Source organism: Gordonia sesuvii, assembly GCF_036350415.1.
GTDB lineage: Bacteria > Actinomycetota > Actinomycetes > Mycobacteriales > Mycobacteriaceae > Gordonia > Gordonia sesuvii.
Genome location: NZ_JAZDUF010000003.1, coordinates 436,568 through 448,438, shown reverse-complemented (window position 1 = coordinate 448,438; position 11,871 = coordinate 436,568). Strand labels below are relative to the sequence as shown.

Annotated in this window: 11 protein-coding genes and 2 pseudogenes; 7 read left to right on the top strand and 6 right to left on the bottom strand. The window is 65.7% G+C overall.

Going from position 1 to position 11,871, the window contains the following annotated elements; genetic code table 11:
- Positions 1-96: 96 nt before the first annotated feature.
- Positions 97-999 (top strand): annotated as a pseudogene (locus VZC37_RS12905) (transposase); the annotation flags it as partial.
- A 60-nt stretch (positions 1,000-1,059) separates the two neighbouring features.
- Here the strand turns inward: VZC37_RS12905 and VZC37_RS12900 are convergent.
- On the bottom strand, positions 1,060-2,448 hold the full coding sequence (locus tag VZC37_RS12900) for an IS256 family transposase (RefSeq protein WP_330432925.1): 1,389 nt from the start codon (positions 2,446-2,448) through the stop codon (positions 1,060-1,062).
- Positions 2,449-2,472: 24 nt separating this feature from the next.
- On the opposite strand from VZC37_RS12900, the pseudogene VZC37_RS12895 reads away from it, so the two are divergent.
- Positions 2,473-3,153: pseudogene (locus tag VZC37_RS12895) on the top strand (IS30 family transposase); the annotation flags it as partial.
- A 281-nt stretch (positions 3,154-3,434) separates the two neighbouring features.
- Here VZC37_RS12895 and VZC37_RS12890 read toward each other — a convergent pair.
- The gene (locus VZC37_RS12890) at positions 3,435-3,884 is read right to left on the bottom strand and encodes a MarR family winged helix-turn-helix transcriptional regulator (protein ID WP_330432923.1); all 450 of its coding nucleotides are present in this window, start codon (positions 3,882-3,884) and stop codon (positions 3,435-3,437) included.
- Positions 3,885-3,978: 94 nt separating this feature from the next.
- Here VZC37_RS12890 and VZC37_RS12885 point away from each other — a divergent pair, with 94 nt between their 5' ends.
- Both VZC37_RS12885 and VZC37_RS12880 read left to right on the top strand, forming a co-directional pair.
- Positions 3,979-4,857 (top strand): hypothetical protein, encoded by an 879-nt coding sequence (locus tag VZC37_RS12885; protein ID WP_330432921.1) that lies wholly within the window; start codon positions 3,979-3,981, stop codon positions 4,855-4,857.
- Between the two features lie 33 nt (positions 4,858-4,890).
- A complete protein-coding gene (locus VZC37_RS12880) occupies positions 4,891-5,766 on the top strand; it encodes an alpha/beta fold hydrolase (protein WP_330432920.1) in 876 nt (291 codons plus the stop codon).
- Between the two features lie 11 nt (positions 5,767-5,777).
- Here the strand turns inward: VZC37_RS12880 and VZC37_RS12875 are convergent, their stop codons facing one another.
- Complete coding sequence (locus tag VZC37_RS12875) at positions 5,778-6,671, bottom strand: AlbA family DNA-binding domain-containing protein (RefSeq protein ID WP_330432919.1); 894 nt, start codon at positions 6,669-6,671, stop codon at positions 5,778-5,780.
- A 127-nt stretch (positions 6,672-6,798) separates the two neighbouring features.
- Here VZC37_RS12875 and VZC37_RS12870 point away from each other — a divergent pair, with 127 nt between their 5' ends.
- The 3 genes from VZC37_RS12870 to VZC37_RS12860 are packed head-to-tail and all read left to right on the top strand — an operon-like array spanning position 6,799 to position 8,957.
- Positions 6,799-7,140, top strand: coding sequence for a WXG100 family type VII secretion target (locus VZC37_RS12870; RefSeq protein WP_330432918.1), 342 nt, complete (start codon positions 6,799-6,801; stop codon positions 7,138-7,140).
- 15 nt (positions 7,141-7,155) lie between these two features.
- Positions 7,156-8,247 carry a hypothetical protein gene (locus tag VZC37_RS12865; RefSeq protein WP_488803383.1) on the top strand — a complete coding sequence of 364 codons (1,092 nt, stop codon included), beginning with the start codon at positions 7,156-7,158 and terminating at the stop codon, positions 8,245-8,247.
- Positions 8,247-8,957 carry a hypothetical protein gene (locus tag VZC37_RS12860; protein ID WP_330432916.1) on the top strand — a complete coding sequence of 237 codons (711 nt, stop codon included), beginning with the start codon at positions 8,247-8,249 and terminating at the stop codon, positions 8,955-8,957. Before VZC37_RS12865 ends, VZC37_RS12860 begins: the two co-directional genes overlap by 1 nt.
- Here the strand turns inward: VZC37_RS12860 and VZC37_RS12855 are convergent.
- From VZC37_RS12855 to VZC37_RS12845, 3 genes are all read right to left on the bottom strand, one after another.
- Positions 8,943-10,067 carry an amidohydrolase family protein gene (locus tag VZC37_RS12855; protein ID WP_330432915.1) on the bottom strand — a complete coding sequence of 375 codons (1,125 nt, stop codon included), beginning with the start codon at positions 10,065-10,067 and terminating at the stop codon, positions 8,943-8,945. The genes VZC37_RS12860 and VZC37_RS12855 overlap by 15 nt on opposite strands.
- Before the next feature lie 4 nt (positions 10,068-10,071).
- On the bottom strand, positions 10,072-11,412 hold the full coding sequence (locus VZC37_RS12850) for a glutamine synthetase family protein (RefSeq protein WP_330432914.1): 1,341 nt from the start codon (positions 11,410-11,412) through the stop codon (positions 10,072-10,074).
- A 69-nt stretch (positions 11,413-11,481) separates the two neighbouring features.
- On the bottom strand, positions 11,482-11,856 hold the full coding sequence (locus VZC37_RS12845; protein ID WP_330432913.1) for a VOC family protein: 375 nt from the start codon (positions 11,854-11,856) through the stop codon (positions 11,482-11,484).
- Positions 11,857-11,871: the final 15 nt, after the last annotated feature.

Here is an 11,871-nt window from a genome sequence, read left to right as displayed (position 1 = left end):
TCGAGATCACGTAAGCCGAATCGCAAACGGCCCCCGCACTTTCCGGCGGGTTCACATGATCGTCGCAACACTCTCAGATGAGAGGTTGCGACGATCATGTCGTTTCAGGAGGACTGTGTTCGGTTCGGTGACCAGTTGGCGAGGCTGGTGGATGCCGGGGTGCCGGTGAAGGAAGCCGCTGTTGCGGTCGGTGTGCCGCGGCAACGGTGCTACGCGATTCTCCGGGCGATCGGCCGGCCGGTAGGGCGGCCACGCGGGCCGGGTAAGCCGGCTGATCCGGGACGGATCGTGGCTGTGTTCACTAGGACCGGCTCGATCAACAGGGCTGCGATCGAGTGCGATGTGGCGTTCTCGGTTGCTCGCCGGGTCCTGGTCGATGCTGGTCTCGTCTCTGCCGCGAAGCTGAAGGCGGTCGGTAAGCCGGAGGCCGAGAAGCGGTTCCTTGAGTTGGTTGGGCAGGGCTGGTCGGCGGTGCGGGCGGCCCGCGAAGTCGGGGTCAACGAACGCACCGGCCGGGACTGGCGTCAGGGAATCCGGCAAACGCGCAACACGCGGATCTATCCGGACGGGCGGGTCGTGGACTACCACCACGGAACCGTCTACAAACAGCCCGTGGCCACTATGACCTGCCCGGATGTCGCTGTCTCGGTGATCAGCGATCGGTATCTGTCGCTGGAGGATCGGATTGCGATCGCTGACGGGCTGGTGGTCAAGGATTCGATGCGGACCATCGCCGCGCGGATCGGGAAGGACGTCTCGACCATCTCCCGCGAGGTGCGTGCGCATAGTGTCGCCGGCCGGTATCTGCCGCACCAGGCGGATCGGGCCGCAGCGGCGGCCCGGGCGCGGCCCAAGAAGTCCAAGCTGGTGGTGAACACGGTCCTACGGGCAGCGGTCGAGGAAGGCTTGTCGAGGAAGCTCTCGCCGGAGCAGATCTCGCATCGCCTGCGCCGGGATCATCCCGACGACGAGAGTATGCGGGTGAGCCACGAAACGATGAGCTTGTCAAGATGTCTGTGTAAGAACGTCGCTCCTTGTTTTTCTGTCGGTTGCTGCGGGTCAGTTCAGGTGGGGTTCGATGCGTTCGGGGTAGGCCAGCGCGAGCTGGCCGAGGGCCTGTTTCCAGTTGGTGACGACTTGGCCCTCGACGAGTCGTCCGGGGGCCTGTGGGCTGACCTGGCCGCGTTTGCCGCGTTGCTTCTCCCGTGCGATGGCTCGTTTGTCCTCGATGTCGCAGATCGCCAACCAGAGCAGTTTGCGGACCGCGGCATCGTTCGGGAAGTGGCCGCGGTTCTTGATGATCTTGCGGAGCTGATAGTTCAGTGACTCGATCGAGTTGGTGGTGTAGATGACCTTGCGCAGTTCCGGCGGGAACTCCAGGAACGGGATGAACCGGTCCCAGGCACGGTCGAACGCCTGGGTCGCGCTGGGATACTTGGCGCCGAGTTCGGAGTCGCGGAAGGCTTCCCATTCGCGGCGGGCGACCTCGGCGTTCGGCGCGGTGTAGATCGGTTTGAGCGCGCGGGCCACCTCTTTGCGGTCTTTGTAGTTCACGAACCGCATCGCGTTGCGGATCAGGTGCACCACACAGGTTTGCACGGTGGCTTTGGGCCAGGTCGCTTCGATCGCTTCAGGGAATCCGGTCAGTCCGTCGCAGCACACGATCAGCACGTCTTTGACGCCGCGGTTGGCCAGATTCGCGCACACCCCGGCCCAGAACTTCGCGCCTTCCTCGGCCTGAATCCAGATCCCCAACACATGCTTGACGCCGGCCATGTCGACGCCGATTGCGATGTGGGCGTGCTTGTTTCGCACGTGAGCGCCGTCTTTGACCTTGACCACCAGCGCGTCGAGGAACATCACGGGATACAGCGGTTCCAGTGGCCGGTTCTGCCATTCATCGACCGCGTCGAGGACCTCGTCGCAGATCTTGGAGATCGTCTCATGCGACAGCTCGGTGCCCAGCGTGGACGCCAGATGATGCTGGATATCGCGCAACGTCATCCCGCCGGCATACAGCGAGATGATGATGTCATCGAGCCCGCCGAGCCGCCGCGAGCCGCGCGGCACCAGCCGCGGGGTGAACGAGCCGTCACGGTCGCGGGGGATGTTCAACGTGACCGGCCCGGCCTCCGACGCCACCGTTTTCGGCGTCGTCCCGTTACGGGCGTTCGGTAGCTCCCGGCCGGCCGGATCGCCCTTCGCGTAGCCGAGATGATCGGTCAGCTCGGCCCTCAAGCCGCGCTCGAGAGCGACTTTGATCAGCCCCGGGATCAGGCCACCTTCGCCGGTGATCTGGATCTGACCAGAGTCGATCTGGGCCAGCAGCCCATCGATCATGCCCGAGGCCTCCAACGCCTCAGCCACCTCCGCGGTCGAGCGAGGCTCAGCCAACTCCGGCAGCTGCTCCTCGTCGTGCTGATTGTCGCTGTCTGTCGCCATGCTCATAGATCTTCCTCTCACTACCGAGCACCGGACTTACACAGAACATCTGACACCTCCGAAACGATCTATCAAGCCTTATACTTCCAAGCCCGAGGAGGGATGAAACGCGAAGTGCAGCAAGCACTCCGAACCGGGCGCACCAGACGCAAGCCGCGGCGGAAAGAAGGCGAGCGGTATCAGCGGTTCATCGACCCGATGGTGATGATCAGCGAACGTCCCGCCGAAGTTGCCGACCGCGCCGTTCCCGGCCACTGGGAAGGGGATCTGATCACCGGTGAGCAGAACAAAACCGCGATCGGCACCCTCGTCGAACGCGCCACCCGCTACACGATGCTGCTACACCTTCCCGACGGACACGACGCCGAACAGGTCCGCGACGCACTCATCACCGCGATGAAGGACCTGCCCGCGCACCTACGCGGGTCGCTCACCTGGGACCAGGGCGCCGAACTGGCCCGACACAAGCAGATCGCGGTCGCGACCGACATGCAAGTGTATTTCTGCGATCCGGCCAGTCCCTGGCAGCGCGGCAGCAACGAGAACACCAACGGGCTGCTCCGCCAATACTTCCCCAAGGGCACCGACCTAAGCGTCTACGGTCCGGCTGATCTCGAGCACGTCGCGCAGGAGCTCAACGGCCGCCCACGCAAAACGCTCGGCTGGGATACCCCAGCCGAGCGTCTGCGTGATCTAATCACCACCCAGTAGAACAGGCAGTGTTGCGTCGACCCCTTGAAACCGCCTCGAGTGTGGGGGCCGTTCGCTGTTTCCGGCCGCAGTTCCAGGTTCCGGCTTGGACCCGGAACTGCGGCCAGAACCTGCAACTGCGGCCAGAACCGCCACCCGCCGATCGGGTAGTCCGCCCCACCGCCGATCGAGTAGTCCGAGGCGCTAGCCGAGGGCGTATCGAGATCACGCAAGCCGAATCGCAAACGGCCCCCGCAGCTCCGGAGCGCGGGGGCCGTTCGCATGCTGTGGCCAGAACGTGGTCAGCCCTCGATCTCCGCCGCGAACGACTCCTCGACGGACGCGAGGAACCCCGCGATCACCCGGAGCTCGGCTTCGTCGTAGTCGGCCAGGTGCTGGAGCCAGGATCGCACCAGGGGAGCGAACAGCGGTGCGATCTCCTGACGCGCGCGATCGTCGACGAGTTGCACGGCAACCCGTCGGCGGTCCTGCGGATCCCGTGTGCGAGTGACGAACCCGGCGCGCTCGAGCCGATCGATCATCGTCGTCGTCGACGCGGTGGTGATGCCGAGATGTCGCGCGAGTTCGCCGGCTGTCTTCGGGCCGGACTGCAGGGCCTGCAGACAGAACATGTCACTGGTGTTGATGTTCAGCGACGATGCGGCCGAGTGGTTCATCCGCATTCCCCACTCCACCGTGCGGCCCAGTCGCTGGGCGATCTCGCGCGTGAGATCCGCATGAGAGCTTGACACCCGTGAATACCTCGCTAATCTGATAACTAGTTTATCTAGTCGATAGATAAACTACTTTCCTTCAGCCGAGTCACTATATCGTCGGGAGCCACCCATGACCAGACGCTCGCTGCTACCCGCTCTCATCCTGCTCGTCGGTGTCGTCGCCGCGTGCAGTTCGCCGACCGACGAGGCGTCGCAGAGTCGCGTCGACCGCTATCTCGGGAAATGGAACTACGATCAGCCCGATCCGTCGTCTGGTCTGAACATGGCCGAGCTCGCACTGCCGACGGGCCCGCAGCAGGCGCCACAGGTGGGCGACGTCGTCTTCACTCGGGACCCGCAGAATCCCGACGGCGACATCGTGATCGGGCGGACCGATGTCGGCTGCACCTGGCGATTCCACGCCGGCGAAGACGCGCTGCGTCTCGATCCGCCCGCGCAGCTGTGCAACAACCCGACGTCCAACGTCTCGTACACGATCACGTCGTGGACGGCGACTGTCGACGGGGACGCGATGACCGAGAAGATCACCGCCAAGAGTCACCGCGCCGACCGCGACCTCGACTTCGCATTGCCCACCGGGGCGCGTACCCGAACCGATGACGGTGACGGGGCGGCAGTCTCCGCGTTCGTCGGGACGTGGCGGTTCGACGCCGCCGACCCCGCATCGATGCGCAACATCAGCATCGTGCGCGGCGCCGACGGAGTGCGACCGACCCCCGAGCAGGGGGCCGTCCTGATGACCGCGGACTACGGCAATCGCATCACCGCACAGACCGACGACGGCTGCGTATGGTCGATGCTCGTCCGCGGGAACACCGCGAAACTGGACCCACCGGTGCAGACGTGCCCGCGTCCCGGCAACACGACCAGGACGATCCGGTCGTGGACCGCAGCGTCGGACGGCACACGGCAAACCGCCATCGTCCACGGCACGAATGAGCAGAATGCGCCGTTCACCCTCGGATACGCTGCGATGCAACGCGTCTGACCGATGACCTTCATCCAGACACAAGGACTGATCATGACCACATCGGAAACGCACACCCTCGAGGTGCCCGGAGCAGTACTGACCTACGACATCCGCGGCACCGCAGCTACCACATCGAACCGACCACTGTTCCTCGTCGGATCACCCATGGACGCAAGCGGGTTCGCAACCCTCTCGGGCTTCTTCGCGGATCGGGTGATCGTCACCTACGACCCGCGGGCCGTCGGCCGTAGCCGCCGGACCGACGACGCCGCGGAGTACACCCCACTCGTCCATGCCGACGACATCGCCGCTGTCATCACCGAACTCGATGCCGGCCCGGTGGACATGCTCGCCAGCAGCGGGGGAGCGGTCAACGCGCTGGCGCTGGTCGGACGTGGGGACGACGACCTGGTGACCACCCTTGTGGCGCATGAGCCACCGACGGCACAGTTTCTGCCCGACCGCGACGTGATCCTCGCCGTGTGCGACGACATGTACGACACCTATCAGGCACGGGGACTCGGGCCGGCGATGGCGAAGTTCGTCGCCTTGGTCTCCCAGAAGGGCGAGTTGGCGTCGTCATATCTCGATGAACCGGAACCGAATCCGGCTCAGTTCGGCCTGCCGACGGAGGATGACGGTGACCGCACCGACCCGCTGATCGGTTTGAACATCAGGACCTGCACCAGCTACGAGTTCGACGTCGATGCGCTACGTGCAGCGTCGACCCGGGTGGTGATCGGCACCGGCGTCGAATCGTCCGGCGAGGTCGCCCATCGGAGCGCCGCGGCGCTGGCCGCGGCGGCCGGCCTCGAACAGATCGATTTCCCGAGCGGGCACAACGGTTTTCTGGGTGGCGAATACGGAATGCACGGCGAACCCGATGGCTTCGCCCAGACCCTGCGGCGCATCCTCGACGCCGAGTGATGCTGTCCGGGTCAGCGATCGACAGAGAATCGCACCGCGGCACGGACCTGCGCGGCGACCGCGGAACCGGCGCCCAGTGGCCATCGGTTCATGACGTAGTCGGCGGCCTGGTCGACGGTGAGTTGCCGTGTGGAATTGCCGGTGCGCACCCAGAACTCGGGTGTGGCGTTCTTACCGGCACGCAGATACACCGGTCGCGTCGACGGTGAGCAGCTGATCCGGCAGACCGGCTGCGCACCGTCGTCTGTGGTGACGTCCTCGATGCTGACGCCGATGGCGGCGGCCGCATTCTGGCCGAGGGCGGTGGTGAACAGATCCCGCAGCCACAGCTCGAACCGGTCGGCGTCGGGCACCTTCAACGTGGCGTAGTCGCGATCGAGGCCCAGCGGGTTGCCGTCGTCGTCGACGCCGACCAGCAGTGTGCCGCCCCCTCCGTTGAGGAAGCCGGACACGGTCTTGACGATCACGTGCTCCATCCGCGCATCTTTGTCGCCGGTGCGCATGTTGATCCGTGCGGTCGACTTGAACTCGACGCGGTCGGACTCGCCCGCCGCCAACAACTCGGTGATCGGGACGTGGTGCTGGCGCTGGAAGTGGGTTGCGATCGCACCATAGGTGGCGACGGCGCCGATCGAGCTCAGCAGGCAGAGGATGACGGTGACGGCGCTCCACACCCGGGCGTCGGGGTTCACCACGCCGGCGACCAGGAGTCCCACCGCCGATCCCAGAATCGACAGGACGACGGACGCGGTGAAGCTCAGCCGTGCCCGTCGCCGCAACACCCATCGCGCCACCGTGCCGAACACCATCGCGAGTACCAGCACGAACAGCAGGGCTCCCGCGGTGGCCCACACAGGTTCGGCGACGTCGAAGGCCTCGATGACTGTTGATCCGGGTTCGCGCACATCGGACAGTATGGCGAATCCGGATCCGCAACGAATCGACCCGGTCGACGACGGAACCGACGAGTGCACCCGCGCGTCCTACATACATGGCGGAGACGGACGGCGAACGATTCGCAGCGGGGGAGATATGACCACACAGGACGAGTTGAGGGCAGACTTTCGCGTCATGCGGGCGTCAGGGACGCGGATCGGTCAGGCCGCAAGTGACGTCTCTGACATCTTCGACCGTGAGCACCGCGAACTCGATGCGGCTCTCGGCGGCTGGGCAGGCGCCTCGAAGGCTGCCTTGTCAGCAGTCACAGGGCAGTGGCGTGCGACAGCCGACATCTTGGTGACGACGGTCAACGATCACGCACGTGGGATTCACGACGCCGCGAACCGGTTCGAGAACGAGGAGATGAAGAACGCGGAGCGGCTCCGCCGGATCACCAGCAGCGACGACCAGCCACTGCTGGTGAATCTGGACTGAAGGCGCGGATTCGCGATGACACCCGAGGACATCGACCGCTGGGACCCCGCACAGATCGGCGAGGTCTTTCGCGTGTGCCAGGCTCGCCAGGTGGCGTGCTCGACCACGAGTGAACAACTCCGATCACCTGAGCTCTTCGAGACATGGGGCGGCACCGCAGGCAAGGCCCCCGACGAGGCGGCGGGGAAGAAGCGGGCAGACATCGATGCCCACGGCAACGAGGTGGCGGCGGTCGCAGAGGCCGCGTCGGTCGCGCAGGCAGAAGTCGAGGCGGTCAAGCGGCAACTCGAGGAGGTACGTGCCTTCGCCGCGGCCAAGGGCTTGGTGATCGATGACGCGTCGGGGAACGTGGAACTTCCGGCCTGGGAGATCAGCACGATGAACGTCGACCGGGCGAACGATCGCGATACGGCGCAAGTCATGCTGAACCGGGTGATGCTGGCCGCCGACGATGCCGATCGCGATCTGGCGATGGCGATTCAGGCGGCGACCGGTGAGATAGCCCCAGCCACGTTGTCGGGCAGTAACGCGGTACTGCCGCCGCCTGAGACACCCGACCATCTCCCGGGTAGAGAAGTGCCGATGACTCCGGGGGTCCCAGTCGCCGGGCCGAGTCCGAAAATGTCGAGTACAAGGATTCTCGATGTCAAGGTGCCGAAGGACTGGAGTGATCCCGACATGACGTCGGACCTGGCGCGCACCTACGCTCTTCCAGTCACGATCGACCCGTCGCACCAAGGTGCTCGGGGAGGGATATCGAGGAACTTGCTTCCACAGAACCCGGAGACCGGCGACGGAATGGGGGGAGGGGTCGGCATACCGACGAAGAACGGAAGTCACGTCGAACTGGGAGTGACGCAACAGAAGGAACTTCGTGTCGTCGGCGCGCAACCGACCTCGGTCGGGTCGGTGGAAGTCGACGGGAAAAGCTACCTGGCGATCACCTATGGCTACGACTACGAGGTTTCGGGCGTCACGCGAGTCGATGCAAATGGTATTCAGGTCACCACCGACAACGCCCCCAACTGGCAGCCGATAAGCCATGGTGACGTCGTCAAACTTCATTCCAAAGGTGTACGAGTTCCAGACCCCGGGGGTACTTCCTGATGGAGCGCTACGTCAGACGCCTCGTTGTCGTTGCGGCGTTCTTCGTGGCCTCGTTGCTGGGTGCAACGGCGTGTGGCCAGAACACCGAGCGAAGTGATGGTCTCGACGCCTCGGGTTCGTCATCCAGCGAACTCCTGGAGGCGTCCGACTTCGGTGAGGGCTACGAACTGCACCCAGGTTCCTCGGCTGGGGAACTCGCTGAACAGCAGCGGCACAGCGTCGCCACCCGCGAGTACACGCCTGCAGTGTGTGAGCAGGTTTTTGCGCAGCAGGCGGACCGAACCGAGGCGTCCCAGCGTCGCGGAATCTATGTCGAGCATGAGCGGCCCTACAAACCATCGTTCGGGGACTTCGTGACACGTGGGGGCGAAAGCCTCGAACAGACCCGCGAAGTGTATCGCCAGTGCGGCAGCTTCACCGCCGTAGTAGCGGGCGAAGGTGAGATCTCCATGACGACAACGGAACGTCCCGTTCCCCCAGGGATCGACACCGAATCTCTCGTGATCGAGACAGTCGTAACCACCGAGCCGTATCCGGATAACCCGAACTCGGTCCCCGCGCAGCAGAAAAGCTTGATCGGCCATGCTCAGCTCGGGGACAAGAGAGTGACCTTCTACGAAGAGATCTTCGGCTTCGACAGCGCTTTGGACACCGGACGGTTCGACGAACTGTTCGTACGGGCAGTGGAGAGGGCCTCAACAGCCGACTGAAAGCCCATACACCCGCCGCGCATTCCCGAACCCGATCAGCTCGGCCACCCGTATGGCGTCATCGAGCGCCCATGCGTCCGCGTCGACGAAGCGCTGCAGCGTCGCCGCCAGCCCGTGGCGCCACAGCGCCGCACCCAGGTAGTGCAGTTCGGCCGGGCCGAAGGCATCCGACGAGTAGAGGATCTTCCGGAACGGCGCCAACTCCAGCACGCGTGCGATCAATTCGGGGGCGCGTGCGCCGAGGTGGTTCACCGCAAGCCCAACATCGACGTAGACATTGCTGAAGGCCTGGGCGAGGTACCCGGCCTCACGTTCGTAGGGATAGCAATGCAACAGCATCACCGGCGTGGCGCCACTGTTCCGCAGGAAATCCAGCAGCAGTAGGGGATTGGTGCGATGGAGATCGGCGTCGCGGTCACCGAGCCCCACATGCAGTTGCAGCGGTTTGCCCAGTCGCAGCCCGCGGTGCAGACCGAAGCGCAGCAACGTCCGGTCGGTCAGCCGTGATGCGCCGGCGTCACGCCACCTCCGGGCGGCCTCCTCGACGTCACTCGGGTCCGGGTCGGTCAGGTCGCCGTCGAAGCCGCCTCGGTAGGCCAGGATCGACTTCGTGCCCACCGCTGTCGCGGATCGGTCGTCGAGGATCTCGTCGAACGCGTCGATGTAGCTGCCGCCGCGGGCGACGGCGTCCTCGGCGAGCGATTCGAGCCGGATCACCTCGTGTGCAGCCGATCCCGACCACGCGGCCAGCGTCGGAAGGTCGGCCACGCCGGGCAGACCCGTGTCGACGACCCAGTCGCTCACCCCGGCGGCGCCCAGGAATCGCCGCGCCACCTCATCCTCGGCGAGCGCTGCCCGACACCGCCAGTAGTCGTCTGCGGGGACGTGTGTCGGTAGGCCGAGGACCGGTGCACACCACCGGCGCACGGCGAAACCGATCTGCGAGTCGAACGGGGCGTCGTCGGCGGCAACCGGGTCGGTGTTGCCCTCGTTCAGTGCGTTCTCGAACCGGGTGCGATCGCCACGTCCGGTCCAACAGCCGTGAACGTGGTGATCCACGAGCGGGATGTCAGCGATGTGAGCGGCGATCGCACCGGGGGACAACGCCATTCGCTCAGACACTCCACGCGAGCCGGAACCGGTCGGCCAGGGTCTGCGCGGTGTGATCGGGGAAGTGCGTGACCTCGTAGCGCCGGACCGCGACGAGCGCGTCGACAGCCGGGTCGCCGAGGATGTCGCGCAGGACTGGCGACGAGTCCATCGTGTCGACGACCGTGCTCTGATCCGCCGACAACGGACGGATGCCGGCGTCGGTGCGCTGCGCCTCGGTGAGCGTCGACGGATCGACGATGACCTGCGGCGGCAGCGTCATCCGTGCGTCGATGCCCCGCAGGGCGGCACCGAGGATCGCGGCGGTCGCGAAGTACACATTGGCCGAGCCGTCGATGGCCTTCACCTCGAGGTTGGCGCCACGCGGGGTCGACGGTCCGGAGCAGATGAGTCGGACCGCTGCCTCTCGGTTCTCCACACCCCAGCAGGCGAAGGCGCCCGCCCACTGGCCGGGCAGCATCCGTAGCCCCGACACCACCGATCCGCCCAGGACGCCCTGCAGCTCGATCATCGCGTCGACGACACCGGCCACCGCGTGCTCGCCGTCCACCGTCATCCCCGCTGCACCCGAACCGTCCGAGAACACCGGCGCCTCGCCGCGCCGCAGTGAGATGTGTTGGTGTGCGCCGCACCCGACTCCGTCGGCGAACGGCTTGGGGGACAGGCTGATTCGCAAGCCGTGACGTCGGGCGATCCGGCCCAGGACGATCCTGGTCAACACCACCTGATCGGCGGCGGACACCGGGTCGAGCGGCTCGACGGACAGTTCGAACTGGTTGTGCCCGTACTCCGGGTGGAACTGTTCGACACCGATCCCGGTCGATTCGCACGCCGAGAGCACCTCCCGGACGAACGCCTCATGCTCCAGCACCCCCGCGGCGCCGTACTGCGCCCACAGATCCGACGGCTCGCGCTCACCGTGCGGGCCGGTGACGACGAACTCGATCTCGTGTCCGACCAGTGCCTGCAGACCTGCCGCCGCGAGCCGGTCGACCACCCGGCGCAACGTGCCCCGTGCGCACTGGGGTATCGGCTCACCGGCTTGGGAGAAGAATTCGCCCGGGGCCCAGGCCAGCCCGGTGTCGATCGTGCGCATCGCCTCCTGGTCGATCCGGATGCGCTGATCCCCGACGACGCCGATCGCGTCGGTGAAGGCGATCCCCACCTGGTCGGCGGCAAAGGCATGCCACGTGGGACTGGCGCCCAAACCGGCCGACGCGAACACCGGGACTCGGGTCTGCGGGACGATCTTGGCGAGCGTCAGACCCGCGGGGTTGACGATCGTGCCCATCAGCACGGTCGGCTCGGTACCCACGGCGCCCGACTGCACACCTCCCGACTGCATAACTCACAGTGTCGTGCCCCGGCGCGTCCGCCGCACACGAAACGGCGGACGCGCTCGGCCTCGGGACGGTCAGCTCTCGTACCGGTACGGCAGGTACTGCACGTTCCAATCATTGCCGTCCGGGTCGGTGAAGTAGACGAAGTGCCCCCACGGCTGCTCATCGACCTCGCTCGCATCGACACCGGCCTCGATGAGCTGTGTGCGGGCCGCGTGGATGTCCGAGACGCACAGCATGAGCGGGCCTGCATTGGGGCCGGCCTTCTCGACGATCCCCTTCCCGAACGCGATCGAGCAGGACGATCCCGGTGGCGTCATCTGGACGAAGCGGACGTCGTCGCTGGGGGACTGATCGTGGTCGGGGTTGAACCCGATCCTGGTGTAGAAGTCCTTCGCGCGGTCGACATCGGTGACGGGTAGGAACGCGACTTCGAGTGTCCAATCCATGGCTGTGCCTCTCTG

What these genes read in the sequence shown, in the direction of transcription:
- VZC37_RS12900 (WP_330432925.1), bottom strand. Translation starts at nt 2,448, where the DNA reads ATGAGCATGGCGACAGACAGCGACAATCAGCACGACGAGGAGCAGCTG.
- VZC37_RS12885 (WP_330432921.1), top strand. Translation starts at nt 3,979, where the DNA reads ATGACCAGACGCTCGCTGCTACCCGCTCTCATCCTGCTCGTCGGTGTC.
- VZC37_RS12865 (WP_488803383.1), top strand. Translation starts at nt 7,156, where the DNA reads ATGACACCCGAGGACATCGACCGCTGGGACCCCGCACAGATCGGCGAG.
- VZC37_RS12855 (WP_330432915.1), bottom strand. Translation starts at nt 10,067, where the DNA reads ATGGCGTTGTCCCCCGGTGCGATCGCCGCTCACATCGCTGACATCCCG.
- VZC37_RS12845 (WP_330432913.1), bottom strand. Translation starts at nt 11,856, where the DNA reads ATGGATTGGACACTCGAAGTCGCGTTCCTACCCGTCACCGATGTCGAC.
- VZC37_RS12850 (WP_330432914.1), bottom strand. Translation starts at nt 11,412, where the DNA reads ATGCAGTCGGGAGGTGTGCAGTCGGGCGCCGTGGGTACCGAGCCGACC.
- VZC37_RS12860 (WP_330432916.1), top strand. Translation starts at nt 8,247, where the DNA reads ATGGAGCGCTACGTCAGACGCCTCGTTGTCGTTGCGGCGTTCTTCGTG.
- VZC37_RS12880 (WP_330432920.1), top strand. Translation starts at nt 4,891, where the DNA reads ATGACCACATCGGAAACGCACACCCTCGAGGTGCCCGGAGCAGTACTG.
- VZC37_RS12870 (WP_330432918.1), top strand. Translation starts at nt 6,799, where the DNA reads ATGACCACACAGGACGAGTTGAGGGCAGACTTTCGCGTCATGCGGGCG.